Source organism: bacterium (genome assembly GCA_024228115.1).
Classification (GTDB): Bacteria; Myxococcota_A; UBA9160; order UBA9160; family UBA6930.
On record JAAETT010000313.1, the window covers coordinates 1 to 16,350 of the forward strand.

11 protein-coding genes and 1 pseudogene are annotated in these 16,350 nt (G+C 65.4%); 4 read left to right on the forward strand and 8 right to left on the reverse strand.

The genetic code is table 11. The features are described from left to right. Positions 1-136: 136 nt before the first annotated feature. From GY937_13805 to GY937_13830, 6 genes and pseudogenes are all read right to left on the reverse strand, one after another. Positions 137-946: pseudogene (locus tag GY937_13805) on the reverse strand (acyl-CoA dehydrogenase). Positions 947-1,052: 106 nt separating this feature from the next. Next, positions 1,053-2,471, reverse strand: a complete 1,419-nt coding sequence (locus tag GY937_13810) for a DUF2142 domain-containing protein (protein ID MCP5057780.1) — start codon at positions 2,469-2,471, stop codon at positions 1,053-1,055. Then, positions 2,452-2,889 carry a DUF2304 domain-containing protein gene (locus GY937_13815; protein ID MCP5057781.1) on the reverse strand — a complete coding sequence of 146 codons (438 nt, stop codon included), beginning with the start codon at positions 2,887-2,889 and terminating at the stop codon, positions 2,452-2,454. The genes GY937_13810 and GY937_13815 overlap by 20 nt, the downstream gene beginning before the upstream one ends. Then, the gene (locus GY937_13820) at positions 2,889-3,611 is read right to left on the reverse strand and encodes a glycosyltransferase family 2 protein (GenBank protein ID MCP5057782.1); all 723 of its coding nucleotides are present in this window, start codon (positions 3,609-3,611) and stop codon (positions 2,889-2,891) included. The genes GY937_13815 and GY937_13820 overlap by 1 nt, the downstream gene beginning before the upstream one ends. Further along, positions 3,581-4,306 (reverse strand): class I SAM-dependent methyltransferase, encoded by a 726-nt coding sequence (locus GY937_13825; protein MCP5057783.1) that lies wholly within the window; start codon positions 4,304-4,306, stop codon positions 3,581-3,583. Before GY937_13825 ends, GY937_13820 begins: the two co-directional genes overlap by 31 nt. A 40-nt stretch (positions 4,307-4,346) precedes the next feature. Continuing rightward, positions 4,347-6,005: a hypothetical protein gene (locus GY937_13830; protein MCP5057784.1), complete on the reverse strand. Its 1,659-nt coding sequence runs from the start codon at positions 6,003-6,005 to the stop codon at positions 4,347-4,349. A gap of 371 nt (positions 6,006-6,376) precedes the next feature. On the opposite strand from GY937_13830, the gene GY937_13835 reads away from it, so the two are divergent. The 4 genes from GY937_13835 to GY937_13850 all read left to right on the forward strand — a co-directional run bounded on the left by GY937_13835 (position 6,377) and on the right by GY937_13850 (position 14,065). Continuing rightward, positions 6,377-9,184 carry a spermidine synthase gene (locus GY937_13835; protein MCP5057785.1) on the forward strand — a complete coding sequence of 936 codons (2,808 nt, stop codon included), beginning with the start codon at positions 6,377-6,379 and terminating at the stop codon, positions 9,182-9,184. Positions 9,185-9,201: 17 nt separating this feature from the next. Then, complete coding sequence (locus GY937_13840) at positions 9,202-10,890, forward strand: hypothetical protein (GenBank protein ID MCP5057786.1); 1,689 nt, start codon at positions 9,202-9,204, stop codon at positions 10,888-10,890. A 37-nt stretch (positions 10,891-10,927) separates the two neighbouring features. Continuing rightward, complete coding sequence (locus GY937_13845) at positions 10,928-12,400, forward strand: sulfatase (GenBank protein ID MCP5057787.1); 1,473 nt, start codon at positions 10,928-10,930, stop codon at positions 12,398-12,400. A gap of 75 nt (positions 12,401-12,475) precedes the next feature. After that, positions 12,476-14,065, forward strand: coding sequence for a GMC family oxidoreductase (locus tag GY937_13850; GenBank protein ID MCP5057788.1), 1,590 nt, complete (start codon positions 12,476-12,478; stop codon positions 14,063-14,065). 91 nt (positions 14,066-14,156) lie between these two features. On the opposite strand, the gene GY937_13855 is transcribed toward GY937_13850, so the two are convergent. Continuing rightward, on the reverse strand, positions 14,157-15,527 hold the full coding sequence (locus GY937_13855) for a sulfatase-like hydrolase/transferase (GenBank protein ID MCP5057789.1): 1,371 nt from the start codon (positions 15,525-15,527) through the stop codon (positions 14,157-14,159). Between the two features lie 120 nt (positions 15,528-15,647). Further along, on the reverse strand, positions 15,648-16,350 hold a 703-nt coding region (locus GY937_13860; protein MCP5057790.1), incomplete at its 5' end, for a PEP-CTERM sorting domain-containing protein.

Genomic DNA, 16,350 nt, shown 5'->3' on the forward strand with positions numbered 1-16,350 from the left:
CGTCAAGTCAATCCGATACCGCTTCTTCGACATACGGGCCCCATGAATCGGCCCGCGACACGGCGAGAACCGATTGGCTGCGGGGGACGCAGTGCTTAGCATGACAACACTTCCGCCTTTGGTCGATACAAGGGACTAGACGGACCTGGGAGATCTCGAAGCCGCGTCCCTCGCCGAGCAGGATGTTCTCCTTCGGTACACGGCAATTTTCGAAACGCAGGTGCATGTGGCCATGCGGCGCATCGTCCTTCCCGAACACATGCATCGGGCCGAGGATTTCGACGCCGGGCGCATCCGTCGGTACGAGGATCTGCGATTGCCTCAGATGCGGGGGGCCATCCGGATTCGTCTGGACCATCACGATCATGATCTTGCAACGCGGGTCGCCCGCACCGGAGATGTAGTACTTCTCGCCAGTAATGACCCACTCGTCTCCGACGAGTTCAGCGCGGCAGGAAATATTCTTCGCATCCGAGGAGGCCAGATCGGGTTCGGTCATCGCATAGGCCGAGCGAATCTCGCCATTCAGAAGCGGCTCGAGCCACTTCTTCTTCTGTTCCGGCGTACCAACGCGCTCCAACACCTCCATGTTGCCGGTATCGGGCGCGGCACAGTTGAGGCTTTCCGAAGCCAGCGGATGTTTGCCGAGTTCGGCTGCGATGTAGGCGTAGTCGAGGTTGCTGAGGCCCTGGCCGGTCTCGTCATCGGGCAGGAAGAAGTTCCAGAGGCCTTGCGCCTTCGCCTTGTCCTTCACCGCGTCGAGCAGTTCCAGCTGGCCGGGAACCCAGGACCAACGCTCCTGCCGGTTCTCGCCGAGCCGAAAGAACTCGTCCGTCATCGGCACGACCTCGGCTTCGATGAACGCCGTCACCTTGTCGAAGAGCGGGCGTGCCTCCTCCGACATCCTGAGGTCGAACATTTCCATTCTGTTTTCGAGGCCGGCCATGGTGGATTCCTTTGGGCGTACGGTGAAACGATCGGGTTTCGGACGATACGCGACCTCGCGTCCGAAAACACATCCCGACGCCCAGCGTCGTCGAGACCGCTCCTGTTCAGGGGAGGTAGTAGCGGGCGACGAGGGCGCAGAGGGCGATGCCGAGCACGGTCAGCGAGCCGAGGCTGGCCAGCGCTCGCACGGATAGGCCAGGCCCCTCGATGTCCGGTCGGTTCGGCAGATGAAGGGCGAGCAGCAGCAGCGGCGCGAACGGGATGAAGTAGCGCCCCTGCACGGCCTGAACGAGCGGGCTCCCCACGCGAGTCCAGCCGACGTAGGCGATGAGCATCACGGCGAGAAAGGTCGCAGCGGCGAGCAGCAGCGCGACGCCCCGTGCTTCCCCTCGCACCGGGCTATTCCGCCCGCCGTCGAGCAGCGCGCAGAGCAGGATCAGCCACGGGTAGCCGAGGTAGACGCTGGCGGGAAGCAGGACATCCAGGGTGCCGAGCTGGCCGATGAACGTTCGGACGTAGCCCGCTCCGCCCTCGGCCATCGTTCGAAGCAGGACGCCCCAGGCATCTGCCGGGTGGTTGAGAATCCAACTCACCTGGGCGCTCGGGATGGCTCCCTGGACGGCGGGTGGCTGTTCGATGCGGGTGAGAGCCGCCAACCAGAGGCAAGTCGCGAGCAGGCCGGCCGAAAGCACCAGACCGATCACCGCGAACCGTCGTTGCGGGGATGGGAAACGGTTCGCCGGCAGCAGCAGGACGGCTCCGGTGATCGGCCAATAGCCGATCTTCGAGAGGCAGAGCAGGGTCGCCGCCCCAGCGAGTTCCATTGCCGCACGGTCCGAAAGCGGCCCCACGCGGCTTCCCTCGCGCAGCACCAACGCCACGAAGAGAAGCGCCAGCGCGATCGTGATTCCGTCGGCGCTCAGCGAAGCCGCTTCGAAGAGCGTCATCGGTAGGGTGGCGATCAGCAGGAAGCCGAGCCGATGGGCAGGGAGCATGGCGAGTGCCAGGGCCACCAGCCCCACGAAGAGCAGCAGGTTGAAGAGCCGCCCGAGGTAGACGGCGTAGACCGGGGCTGCGTCGAGCAGGCGGACCAGCCCCATGGCGAATGCCTGCGGGAGGTAGGGGAGGGGGCTGTACTGGCTGGGCAGCGGGATCTCGGTCGTCCGCTCCGCGTCGAGCTTCCTGTCGAACTCGGCCGACAGATCGTTCCAGCTCACCTTCTGGTCCGGCTGACGGAAGAGTCGGCCGCTGAACTTGCGGCCCATCTCCAGCAAGCTGGTGGGCACCCTGCCCAGGGCTGGCCCGACGGGCCTGGGCTCCGCGAGCAGCTCTCCGGTCGAGATCAGGTAGGCCCGCATCAGGTGCCGCCCCTCGTCCGGGGCTTGCAGCGGCGGAGTGAAGAGCGCGAAGCCGATCCCGAAGAGCAGGGCGAGCGCTACGAAGGTGCGGGTTCCTCCCAGCCCGGGGTATCGGGCCGAGGTTGCCTCCGACTCCGGCGGCTCGTCAGGGCTTTGCTCGGTCACTCGCTCCCGGCTCCTCGGCGCCCGTGGCGACCGCATCCACCCGCTGTCGCAGTAGCGCGATCTCCTGGGCCAGTTCCCGGATGCGGTCTCCCGCCTGGGAGAGGCGAACCGCGTAGTTCAAACAGATTGCCAGCAGGAAGCAGAGCCCGAGAAAGAAGATCGTGGAGCTGATCGTCCAGGCACCCAACAAATGGGCGGCACTGCGCAGGAGATCGAGATCCACCACCGCCAGGAAGAGCCCGACCGAGACGCCGATCCAGATCGGCGTGTATTCCGCGCGGAGTACACGCCTCCGCACCAGCAGGAGCACGACGACCAGCAGGCTGAGGCTGAGGATCCAGGCGAAGATCTGGGCGCGCCCCGATTCGGGCGCGGCGAGGAAGACTTCGCGCATTGCCAGCAGGGTTTCTTGATCCATCAGCGCTTCCCCTTCGGTTGGGCCGTGAGGGCCCACATCGAGAGCAACATCTTGTAGACGTAGTAGAACGCCCGCCATCCGCCATGCAGGGTCGACGCACGCGGGCTCTCCTCCATGGTGGAGGGAACCTCCTGAATGCGAAGCCCGCTGCGCGCCGCCATCAAGAGGACGTCGATGTCCGGAAAGTCGTGGGGGAAGTCGTTCTGGGCGTAGAGGGCGAGGACCTTGCGATTGAGCGCCTGGAAGCCGGAGGTCGGATCGGTGACCTCGACGCCAGCGACCCGGCCCAGGCTTCGGAAGACCCTTCGCCCCAGGCTTCGGAGTGCCTCCATCTCGTATCCGGTCGGCTCCAGGAAACGCGAGCCGATCACGAGGTCGCATTCCCCGCGAAGAATCGGTTCCGCGAGCTTCGGGATCTGCTCCGGATCGTGTTGCCCGTCGGCGTCCATCTGGATCACGAGTTCGGCCCCTCGTCGGAGCGCATACTTGTAGCCGGTCTGGAGGGCTGCACCGTATCCCATGTTGAAGGGATGCCGAATGACGACCGCCCCGGCACGTTTCACGGCCTCAGCCGTCGCATCGCGGGAGCCGTCGTCGATCACGGCGATCTCCAGGTCGAGCCCCGTGGAGCGGATGGCCTCGATGACCGACCCGATGCGGGTCTCCTCGTCGTAGGCGGGAATGATGACGATCACGGGGCTCTCCACGCGATGGTGAGGTATCGGTTGGTGAACCCGAAGCGAAGCGTCGCGTAGATCCTCCGTAGGGCCGCGCTCGGGTGGGTCGCGTAGTACCGCAGCAAGTGCGGGCGGATCTCGGAGTGGCGAACTTCGCTGCGCTTCAGGATGCCGCCAAGTTCGAAGGGCTGGACCTGGGGTAGCCGGGCGACCTCCTTCAAGCCTGCGGGCTCGAAGAGCGAGCGAAAGGATTTCTCGGTGAAATCGTGAAGGTGATGCGGGTTGGCGTCCACCGAGGGTGTGGTCGGCACGGAGGCGACCAGAAGCCCGCCCGGGCGCAGCAGGGTGAGTAGATGCTTGGAGAATCCCGTCGGGTCGGGCAGGTGCTCGATCGTCTCGAGCGAGACGATCGTGTCGAAGCCCTCGGCATCGGAGAACCGGGTCGCGTCGCACGCCTGATAGTCGACTCCAGTTCGCCCGTATCGCTCGCGTGCGTAGGCGATGGCATCCTCGGAAAGGTCGACTCCGATCGATTCCGCCCGCTCGGGGCAGGCATCGGCCAGCAGGCGAGTGCCATAGCCGGCGCCGCACGCCATATCGAGCAGTCGGCCCGGCCCTGCTACGTGGGCGGCAAACCGGTAGCGCTCGAGGTGGAGTTCCAATGTCTCCCGTCCGGTGACGTCTCCGCCCATGGTCCGATCCGGAACCAGGCGCTCCAGACTGTTCGAGTCGAGATCCATGCTTTCTGCTCTTTCCAGGGCCCGGGCAACGACGGCCGGGCTAGTGCCTGCTTCGCTCCAGGGCCTTTGCCTGTCGCTCGATGTCCTTGGCCAGTTCCACGTAGCGTCCGCCTTCCCGTTGGGCCCGTGCCGCTGCCTCCAGGGCTTGCTCGGGTTGACGAAGCACCAGATGGGCGCGCGCCAGTCGAATCAGCCCTCCTTCCGTGATCCTATCGGCCTGCCCGTACGCTTCGATCTGCCGGCGTGCCATCTGATCGAGAAGGGCCTGGAGTCGCGGATCTCCGAGGATACTCACGAAGACCGGATCGGTATAGATGTCATCGAAGTCGAGATGCCCTTCCGAATCCGCCTTCCGCAGCTCGGAGACGGCGGCGGGAATGTCGCCCCGGTGGACGGCCTCCCGGGCCCGGGCAAACTGGGCGTTGTTGCCCATCGGGTAGTGGCGGATCGAGTCGGCGATCAGACGCTGGTCGGAGGTCCAGATGGCGGCGCGCTGGTGGCTCTTCGATGCAAAGGCGAACACCAGAAGGAGCGTCAGCCCGGCCAGCCCCAGGGCCAAAGGACGGCGGCGGTCAGCGGGGATCCGCTCCGCCTGGCTCTGGCCCAGCAGCAGGGATCCGCCGATCAGGCCCGGGAGCATGACGTAGAGGTAGCGATCACCCATCGGATAGACGAAGGGAAAGATCTGTGAGACCGGCAGGAAGGAAAGGGCGGCCCAGAGCCACCAGGCCGCTTCGAGCCGCCGCTCCCGCAGGCAGAAGAGCGTTCGGGTACCTAACAAGAGGAGCACCGCGATCGCTGCCAGCACCCAGGGATTCCAAGGTGTCGTGACAGGTGACGGTTCATGAAAGGCCGAGGTTCCGAAGGAGGTGACGGCCATTGCCAGATATCGGCCCATGATGGCGAGGGAACTCCAGAGCGGAGCGGCTCCTTCGGAGGTAGGTTGCTCTACCCCGGTATGGGCTTGCAGGAAGGCCGTCATCTCGAGCGCGGCGAACACCAGGAAGACCGCGCTCCAGGCGATCAGGGACGACCATGAGCGCCGCTTCAGCGAGGGATCGCTCGGCTGGCACCACTCCCAGACCGCCGCGACCGGGAGTACCACGGCGGCCGGCGCCTTCGCCAGAAGGGCGAGTGCGAAGGCTGTCGTGCTGGCGATGGGGCGGGTTCGCAGCTGGAGTGCGATCAACCCGGCCGCCATCGCCAGCTGTGTCTTGAGCTGTGACATCCAGGCGACGGCTTCGACGCCCGCCGGGTGGAGCAGGAAGATGGCTCCGCCCAGGAAGGCGGCGCCGATCGGGAGGCCGGAGCGCAGGAAGAGGGCGATCAGCAGCGTGGCACTCAGCGCGTGCAGAAGGATGTTCGTGACGTGGTAGCCGAGCGGTCGTTCGCCGAACAGCTTCCACTGGACGCCGTGGGCCAGCAGGTGAAACGGTGCGTAGTTGGCGGTCATCATCGTGATGTCGCTGCGAGGGTCGAGGATCTCCTTGACGTTCTCGGCCGAGAGCTCCTGGACGTAGGGGCTCGCCAGGTACATCCGATCGTCCGAGACCTGGGGCCCTTCGAGGGCGGGTTCGTAGACGAACAGGCAGATCAAACTGAAGGCGGCGAAGACCAGCGCGAACCAGGCGGGCGAGCCGGCGGCCAATCCGGGGGATCGGGTAGGAGCAGCGGGTTCACGCCCCGCGCTTCGCGCCATCCTCCTGCCCTACCCGAAAAAGAGGGTGAGAGTTTCGAGGAATCGTCGCAGCAACCTTGCTCTCCCCAGAAGGATCTCGGCCGCGGTTGCCCGGGCGCGGGCCGCTCGCAGCCTTGGCGCGAGCGGCCCTACAGTATAGCGGCGAACCCTGCGGCGGCTGAAGCGCGATGGCGGGCCGATTTCGCAGGCAGCGCTGGCTGGGCACCCCGAGCGACACCACATCCCCTCCGGAGGAGGTGGTACTCTTCTCCGTGACCGGCTCCCTCGAATGCGGCACCGCCGCCTCTGGCGGAAGCCCGCGAGTGGGTCACAGCCCTGGTACTGCACGGCTGTGATCGGGTTGGTCGCTGCATACGCTTCAGGAGCCCTGCGTGAGTTCGATTCTCTGTGTGATTTTCTTCTTGTCCGGCGCGGCGGCCCTGACCTTCGAACAGCTCTGGTTTCGGCAAGCGGGTCTGGCGCTCGGGAACTCCATCTGGGCATCGAGTCTGGTGTTGGCTGGCTTCATGGGCGGCCTGGCGATCGGAAACGCCGTCATGGCCCGCTTCGGGCATCGCGTGCGCCGCCCCGTTGCGCTCTACGCGGGCCTCGAGTTGGCGATCGCCATCACGGGGATTTCTCTCGTCCACCTGTTTCCGATGCTGTCTCCGCTTCTCGCTCCGATTCTGCGCCCCGTGCTCGACGTGCCCCTTGCCGTAAACATGATTCGGCTCGGGAGCGCCTTCCTGCTCCTGCTCGTGCCGTCCGCGGCGATGGGGGCGACGCTGCCTCTACTCGTCGCCGCCGTGCACCGACGCCAGCGCCAGTTCGGACGTGCCCTCGGCCTTCTCTACGGCTGGAACACGCTTGGCGCTGTCGTTGGCGTCATTTTCGGCGAAGTGGTCTTGATCGATCAACTCGGAATCCGAACGACGGCCTGGGTTGCGGGTGGAGTGAATCTCCTGGCGGCAGGGCTCGCATGGATGGTGTCACGACGCCTCGACGTTGCCGGCGAAAGCGCGATCAGCGCTCCCTCGACCCCCATCCCGCGACGAGCGCTCTGGTTCCTCGTCGCGGCATTCGTGGCGGGAGGCTGCTTGCTGGGCCTAGAGGTGGCGTGGTTTCGGTTCCTTGTACTCTTCGTCCATGGCACCAGCCTGACCTTTGCGGTCATGCTAGGCGTGGTGCTTCTCGGGATCGGGCTTGGGGGCCTGTTGGGCTCGCGCTGGCTCGCTTTCCGACGGGAGGCCTATCGAGACGCGGTAGGACTCGTCCTGCTCTGCGGCGCCGCCGTCGTCGCAACCTATGCGGGTTTCACGTACGTACTCGCCGCAAATCCTCCGAAGAACGTGTTCGGCTTCGCGGTCTTCACCTACGCCCTGCCCTTGATGCTGCCCGTCGCCCTTCTCTCGGGAATGCTCTTCACCCTTCTCGGTGAAGCGTTCGAAGCCGCCGCTCCGGCGGAGACCCGCTCTGCCGGGTTGTTGACGCTTGCGAATACCACCGGTGCGATGCTGGGGCCCCTGATCGTCGCTTTCGGGCTGCTTCCATCGTTGGGCATCGAGCGTTCGATCCAGTTGCTTGCCGCTGGCTACGGCCTGGCCGGGCTCTGTGTCTGGTTGGCTACTGAATCGTCGCCGGGGCGAATCGGTCGGGTGCTGGCCTTTGGTTGTGCCGCCGTCTTCGCCTCGGCGATGTTCATCTTTCCGACTGGGCGAATGGCGAATGACTACCTGCGGTATCCCATCGAGAACGTTCCAAGCAAGGCAAAGTTCGAGCTCGTCGAACTTCGCGAGGGGCTGACCGAGACGGTCATCTACCTGAAGCGAGAACTCTACGGCCATCCGCTCTACTACCGGATGCATACCAACAACTTTGGCATGTCGGGCACCTCCCTGTTCGCGCAGCGCTACATGAAGCTCTTCGTCTACTTGCCTGTCGCCTTGCGTCCGGAGCCGCGTGACGCGCTGCTCATCAGCTACGGCGTAGGCATGACGGCCAAAGCCCTCACGGAGACGAGAAGTCTCGAGCGGATCGATGTCGTCGACATCTCGCGGGACATCCTGGAAATGAACCGGATCGTCTATCCGGATCCCAAGGACTATCCACTCGGGGATCCGCGCGTTTCGGTGCATATCGAAGACGGCCGACACTTCCTGCAGACGACCGACCGCCGCTACGACCTGATCACCGCGGAGCCGCCTCCGCCGCGAATTGCGGGCGTGATGAGTCTCTTCACGCGGCAATTCTTCAAGCTTGCCTACGATCGTCTCAACCCGGACGGGATGTTCTCCTACTGGCTACCGGTCCACAACCTGACGGTCGCAGAGCGGGACGCCATCATCAGCGCATTCTGCGAGACGTTCGAAGATTGCACCCTTTGGTCAGGGGCGAAATTCGACTGGATCCTGTTGGGCAGCCGCGGTGGTGTGCCACCGGTCGATGAGGCGGGTTTTCGCAAGCAGTGGCAGGATCCGGTGGTTTCGGCACGCCTTCGGCAAATCGGTATCGAGTTGCCCGAGCAACTGGGTGCCCTCTTCATGGTCGATACGCCTGAACTCCAGGCGATACGCCGCGATACACCGCCGTTCGATGATGATCGGCCGGGCCAGCTAGGCCGTGAGATGGTCGTGGTAGGCCAGGTTGGCCAGGACCATAGACCTCTTCTGGAAATCGAGGCGGGGCGCAGGGCATTCTCGAAGAGCGAATTCGTCCGGCACCACTGGCCGTCACGTCTCCGCGAGGAGACCGACGCCTGGTTTCCCTATCGGCAGTACGCCCATCGACGATTTTTCGGCAACAGGAAGGGGATGCTGCAGCGGATTCCAGAGCTCCACCAACTGCTCATCGAAACATCGCTCGAGACGAATCTGCTCTGGCTGCTGGGCACGAGTGTGGATGCTGTCGAGTGCAGTCGAGCCGCCCGCGAAGACGGGAACCACGATGCTCGAATCGACATGGCATTGGCCATCGAGGCCATGGCGAGCCGTCGATTCGAAGAAGCAGCCGAGCAATTCGAACTTGCACGGCGAAGGAATCGAGCAATGCGAGATGCGCTCTACTTACAGATCTTCGCATTGGAGATGGCGGGCCAGCATGAGAAGGCGGTGGAGCTGGCCCGAGAACAACTCCGGCCGAAACGATTGGAACGCGAGGCGCGATACATGGACTTCCTTGAACTCACGTTCGGGCGCGGATAGGCCGCGAAGTCTCCAGCATGCCCGCCGACGGACCCGAGCAAGTCGTAGAGCAGGTCCCCGCACCGGCATCCGCCGGGGACGGGAGCAACCCGAAATCCGTCTGGGTCGCGGCCGGTGTCGTCTTCACCGGCACGCTGGTGCTGGCGCTCCCCCAGGTACTTGCCCGCTGGACCCTGCTGCCCGATGCGGTGGAGCATCTGGGGATCGCCCACAGTTGGCTCTCGGGGGCGGGGTTCGTCGACCCGCTGATCTACTCGTACTATCTCGCAGATTTCCAGGTCCCGCTTCCTGGGTTCGTGGTACGTGCTCCGGTGATTTCGTGGCTGTTGGCCATTCCCCTTTCGCTGGGTGCCACGATCCCGACCGTTTCCCAACTCCACGTCGTCTTTGCCAGCGCCATCGGGGCGTCGGTGCTGCTGTTGGCGAATCGGCGCATGCCCCTTCCCGTCGCCCTGGCGCTCAGCCTCGGTTTCGCCTGGTGCTTTCGTTGGGTGAGCGCGAGCCAGAACCTGTTGACCGAAGCCGTCGGAGTGGGGGTCCTGTTGCTCTTGTTCGCCCACTCCGGGCGCGCCGTGGCGAGCGTTCGATCGGCTCTGGTGATGAGCGGCCTGCTGCTGTTGGCCTGGCTGGCCCGGCCCAACCTCGTCCTCGTTCTCGTGGCCCTCGGCCTCGCGGTGCTGCTGGAGAAGGGCTTCCGGGGAACCCTTCGCTCCCGCCCCATGTGGGTGCTGGTGGGAAGCTTCTTCCTTCTCCAGAGCGTCGTTGGCTGGGCGTATGGCGAGGTCACCGGAATCCGCCCCTACGCCCACTACGGAGTCCTGCTCGAGACGTTCTACGCCCGGGATGCGGCGTTCTACCAGAAGGTCTATGTGGGGTGGCTGTCCTATCTGACCCAGAATTTCGACAGCATCGTCGTGAGCCTCCTCGCCAACGCGAAAGAGGTGTTCCGGGCGCTGTTCGTGGCGTCGGACTACCACTTCGTGGGTTGGCTCGGCGTGCCCGGGTTGATCTACGCGTTCCGAAAACGAGGAGAGGGAGATCTCGAGCGGCGAGTGGTGGCCTTCTCGGCCATGGGCTTCGCGGCGGTTCTGTTGCTCAGTTGGGGGACCAACGACCCCTATCGGCTCGCGCTCTTCCTCGGCCTATGTGGCTGGCTGCTTGCTGGCGACCTGCTCGCGGATTGCAGCGATTGGCTGGCGGCGAGGCCGTGGATGTCGCCACCGGGGATCCGAACCCTCCGCCTTGCCCCTGTCGCCATCGTGGTGGCGGTGTTCGCGTTCTCCCAGAGCGGGCAGCTCCAGCTGCGACTCTCCGCAAACCACTGGCAGGCATTTCGCGAGCACGGGACGCAGCCGACCAACGCAGCGGACGATCGAAATGCGCGTCGCCTTTGCGCCAAGATGGATCGGGATGCTCGAGTCGCTTCGCTGAATCCCTGGGCCCTCTACCTTTGGTGCGGCAACGCGGGAGTCTGGGTCCCTCGTGATCTCGACTCGGCCGCCCTGGTGGAGCGGTATCTCGATGAGCAGGATCTCGGCTACCTGGTCGTCGATGACCAGCCCCTGTATGCCTTCGTCCGTTCCTCGCCGCACCTGGAAGAAGTGGCGCGCGCGTCGACGCTCCGCCTGTTCCGCGTGCGCGACCCCACGCCCGAGAGCCGGCCCTGGAAGGCTCCGCCGGCTTTGGCGAACCTCGGCAACCCGTAGTCAGTCGGGGCCCGGTCGTCGAATCCACTGTACGTTCATGAGCAATCGGGCTGGCTGGCGCCGGAGGGTGGGAGTTCGCATGGCTTCGGATCAAGGGGGCGCCGGGTTCGCTCGTCGCACGCGACGGGGGGTGCGTCCCGTTGCGTTGGCGGTCCTCCTCTTCATGGGGGGCTGCTCCGGGTCGTCGCCTGAAGGCCTCATCCTGATCAGTGTCGATACCCTGCGGGCGGATCGCCTGGGTGCCTACGGGAGTGAGTTGGGGCTGACGCCCCATCTCGATTCGCTCGCGAGCGAGAGCCTGGTCGTCCGGAACGCCTTTGCCCCGGCACCTTTCACACTTCCCTCTGTCAGCGCCATGCTTACCGGCCGCTATCCGGACGAGCTCGGGATTCGGAACAACACCGCTGTCCTCCCCCAGGAGGTGCCGACCCTGGCCGCCTGGCTAGGGAAACGCGGTTGGCGTTCCGCCGCGGTCGTCAGCAACTTCGTCCTTCGGAAGAAGACGAAGCTCGATCGCGGCTTCGATTACTACGATGCTGCGATGCGATCCCGTGAGCGGGTGAGGGGGCTTCCGGAGCGCAGTGCCGATGCAACGACCGCCTCCGCGCTTCGGCTGCTCGATCTGATGTCCGGTCGAGGAAGCGGTCCGATGTTCCTCTGGGTGCACTACCAGGATCCCCACGGCCCGTATACGGCACCGGCAGAGTGGGAGGCCCCGGCGGGCCCGCCGCCGCCGGGCGTGGAGGATCGGTTGCTGCCCTCCTCCGCGGACGACCGGGGCGTGGGTTCGCTTCCCCGATACCAGGCACTCGATGAGCGCCGCGATTCCGCTTCCTACCGAGCCGCGTATCACGCCGAGATCCGATTCATGGACGAGCAGGTGGGGAGACTCCTCGAAGGCATCGATCGCCGCGGCCTGCTCGACGATTCGGTGGTGATCTTCACGGCAGACCACGGGGAGAGCCTCGGTGAGAGCGACCGCTGGTTCGCTCATGGCGAAGCTCTCGGCGCGGCGGAAACGGCCGTCCCGTTGTTCCTCCGGATCCCGGGCGGTGAGGTAGGTGAGGTGCAACGTCTGGGTTCGCCCATCGACGTCTTTCCGACGGCACTTGCTGCGCTCGGTATCGAGGCTCCGGATCACCTCTCGGGCGAGAATTTGTTGGATGGGAACGAGCGGGAAGCGCAACGAACGCTCTGGCTTTCCAACCTGACGGTCGGTCCGGTCCGCCGGCAGGCGCTGCTCTCGGATGGCATCCGATACGTCGTGATCCGGCGGAGCGGTGGAGAGGTGGAGGAGCTGGCATGGCTGGGTGACGCCCCGGATCCCGACGCCGTGATTCCACCGGAGCGGCAATCCTCGTTGCGCGACACGTTTCATGAACTACGGGATCGGTTGGGAGCACCGCGCCCCGAGAAGCAGCAGGACCTGACGCGGGAGGAGTGCCAGAATCTTCGTGCGCTCGGCTACCTGATCGATACCCCCTGCGATGAGCTACCCGCGACGCCCTGAGGGCTCTCGACATCCAGGTGGTGAGAGACCCGTTCCTTCGTTCCGCCGATGCGCCCGTCAGATATAGTCTCGCTGATGCTGCCCACTGGCCTGACCCGCCGAGAGCTTCTCACGCTGACGGCGAAGCTTGGCGTCGCCGGGAGCGTCGGCGCTGCGGCCCTCTGGCGAGGGCGCGAATGGCTTCGTCGTCGAGATCCGGTTCCTGTGCTCGTGATCGGGAGCGGGGCCGCCGGGATTGCCTCTTGTCTCGCGCTGCTCGAACGGGGCTTGCCCGTCGCGATGATGGAGGCTGGCCTCGACGACGCCAGCGGGAACGACGCCAACGGCGAAACCTATCACTCGACCGGAACCACGCCGTTCCCATGGCACCGAACTCGCAGGGTCGGGGGCAAGTTGACGGAGTGGCTGGCGCATTGCCCGCGGTTCAGCGCAGCAGACTTCGACGGCGAGAAGCAGGAGGGCTTTCGGTGGCCCATTCGCTACGAAGAGCTCGCCCCCTACTACACCCGCATCGAGCGGATTCTGGGTGTGGTGGGAGAAGCATCGGGCGAGGCGGACCTCCCGGACGGCGAGTACCCGGGAGCGTTCCGGAGGCGGGCGTACGAAGAGGGGTTCGGCCGTCGCCTGGCGGATCGGGGGCTTCTTCTCACGCAGGGACGCTATGCGGTCTACCCCGACGCGATGGCTCTTTCGCAACTCGGAACGACCCCGTTGACGCGGAATCCCTCCCTCGAGGGCGAACCGGGTTTCTTCAGGCCGGCAGCTACCTTCAGCGATGTCCTGCTCCCCAACCCGTTGTTCTCGCTCATGCTTGGCGCCCAGGCGCTGCGCGTCGAGGTCGATCCCGTCTCGAATCGCCCGGAGGCGGTGACGTATCTCGACCGCGCGACCGGCCGCCAGGAATCGCTGCGCGTCGGCTCGGTCGTCCTGGCGGTGGGTTGTCTGGAATCGACGAAGCTACTGCTTCATTCCACATCGGAGCGTCATCCGGCGGGGCTCGGGAATGGATCGGGGACGTTGGGGCACTACCTCATGGACCATCCGCAGGGAGGCATCGTCGTCCAGGTTCCAAAGAGCGTGGATGTGAGCGAGCTCGACGATGGCGGTATTCCGCGAGCCTTGCCCTTCGGTTCCTATCTTCACGCCTACACTCGCGCTGCACTTCGCGAAGCGCCGGAGCTGGCCGGGATGTTCAGCTTCCAGGCGCATGGCTACCGGACCGAAGGAAAGACCCTTCTGGGCCTCTACGGGATGGCGGTGATGGAGCCGCGGGTGGAGAACCGTATTCGCCTGACGGGCGAGCTGACCGACTCCGGCGTTCCCATCCCCGAGATCACGCTTGGCTTTACAGCGGAGGATCTGTCACGGCACGCCAAGATGATGCACGCGGCCGAAGAGCTACTCGAGGAATTCGACCCGATCCGGGAGATCAACCGCTTCTCGAAACCTTCCAGCATCCACTACGCGGGGACCTGTCGAATGGGCCAGGACCCGGAGACGAGCATGTGCGACGCCTTCGGCGCGTTGCACGAGATGCCTCGTGTGCACGTGGCGGACGCCAGCGTCTTCGTGAGCCTTCCGGAAAAGAATCCCACCCTCACGTTGATGGCACTGGCATGGCGCTCCGCAGAGCAACTCGCCAGGAAGCTGGGTTCGCCTGAGTAAGTCAACCAGCGGGGACGGGGTTTACAATTGACTTTTCGAAGGGCTCCGCCCTTCGAAAAGTCAATTGTAAACCCCGTCCCCGCTAGTTGACTTACTCGACGTATCCGAGGGCTTCCAGGGCCTCGCGATCTTCGGGCGAGAGCGGGGCCTCGTTTGGGTCCGCGTCGTGCTGGCGGCGGCGCTCTTCGAGACGGCTGGCGAGTTCGCGCGCCTTCTCGGGGCGGGAACTCGCCAGGTTTCGCTGCTCCCCGCGATCGGCCTCGAGATCGAAGAGTTCCCGCGTCTTCAGCAGGTCTCCCTCGATGTATTTCCATCGGCCCTGGCGGATACCGGATTGGCTGCCATTCACATACAGGCGGCCCATGTCCGCAACCCAGGCGCTGTCGTAGGTGCGTCGGTGGAGGTAGATCGGCCTTTCCGGATCGAGGTCGGCCTCTCCCCGGGCGGCCAGCGCCAGGCTCTCGCCTTCGAGGCCGCGGGGGGGCTCGATGCCGAGCAGCTCGAGCGCGGTGGGAGCGATGTCGATGGCTGCGACCGGGCCGGAGACGCTGTGCCCCCGCGGGAGTCGTCCGGGCCAACGCATCAACAACGGCACCCGCACCGATTCCTCGTAGAGATGCACCGCGTGGCCGAGCATGCCGTGCTTCATCAGCCCTTCGCCGTGGTCGCCGGTGACGATGACGAGGGTGGCGTCGTCGAGCCCGAGATCCTCGAGGCCCCGGAGCAAGGTGCCCACGGCGTTGTCCACGAAGGCAAGCTCTCCGTCGTAGCGCGCGACGACCTTCTCCAGCTGGCCCGCGCTGGCCGGCAGCTTTTCCACGAAGCGCGAGTCGAAGGGCTCCGGCGGCGTGTAGGGGAGATGCGGATCGAAGTAGTGGACGAACAGGAAGAAGGGAAGGGTGGGGTCCCGTTCCTCGCGTAGCCATCGCAGCGCGTGCTCGGTGGTGTGGTCCCCACGCCGATCGAAGCTCCCTGGGACCGCATGGCCTTCCCATTCCGCGAGGGTCGCCGTGGCCTCCTCCGGCGCGAACGCATCGTCATAGTGATCGAAGCCCTGGGCCAGGCCGAACTTGGCGTTCAGGACGAAGGAGCTCACCACGGCGGCGGTCTGGAAGCCCTCGCCCTTCAGCCGCTCGGCCAGCGTTTCGCGCCCATCGGCCAGGCTCAGCCCGTTCTTCAGGACGCCATGCCGTGCAGGGTGGAGCGAGGTGAAAAGTGTCGCGTGCGAGGGGCCGGTGGAGGCGCTCGCCGAGTAGGCGGAGGTGAAACGGACCCCTCGCTCTGCCAGGGTCTCCAGCGCGGGGCTGGTGGGCCGCGGGTAGCCGTAGGCCGAGAGGTGATCGCTACGCGTGGTATCGAGGCTGATCAGGAGCAGGGCCGGCGGCCCCGAGCTTCCCGATGGCGAGCAGGAAGTGAGCAGGAACAGCAGCGTCGAGAGAAAGCAGGCCGGCCGTCGGAGCATCGGCCCCGAGTATCGCATGCCCGGCACGAGGGCCAAGCAGCCAGTGGCCCTCAAAAGAGAAGGGCGGCCACCCCAGGGGGTGACCGCCCTCGACTCAGTCGAAGAAACTAGTAGCGGTTGCTACGCGTTCTTCTGCTTCTTCCGGCCGAGCAGTCCGAGGCCGAGGATGCCGGATCCCAGCAGCAGCAGGGTTCCGGGCTCGGGGACGAACGTCAGGGTCATGGACACGAAGAGCGGGAACGGCCCACCCAGGGTGCTCATGAGGCCTGCCGGCGCGACGAGCTTGACGACTCCGATTCCACCGGCCGTCCGGTTGTCATAACCGGTCGAGGAGAACACGGCACCCGGCGAGGTCACGTTGCCGGACGTCACGCCAACGCCATTGATCGTGACGGAGGTGGCGCCGGTCGTCCAGACCTTGGGGTCGATGTAGCTGAGGTAGGGACCGAAGGCGACCCGAGCCGATCCGCCGAGGCCAGACGCGGGAACGATCAGGAACGGAGCACTCGCGACCAATGCGTTGATGGTTCCGCCGAGGCCACAAGCGCCGCCGAAGCCACCACCGCCACCGCCACCGGCAGAGAACGTGCAGCCCGTGGGAGCCGACATGATGGCGCTGACCGCGCTGAGCGGAGCGGCCGCAGTCGGGGCTAGCGTGATCTTGTTGGCACCGAGCCTCGTGGCGATAGCAAAGGGAGCGCCGGTCAGGGTGATGACCGAGCCAGCGCCGCCAGCGGAGCTACCACTGCCAGCGCCACTCGCCGTAATCGCCGGGAGGGTCGATAGGGCGAAGCTAACGCCACCGGTCGAGAGGGCACTGGCC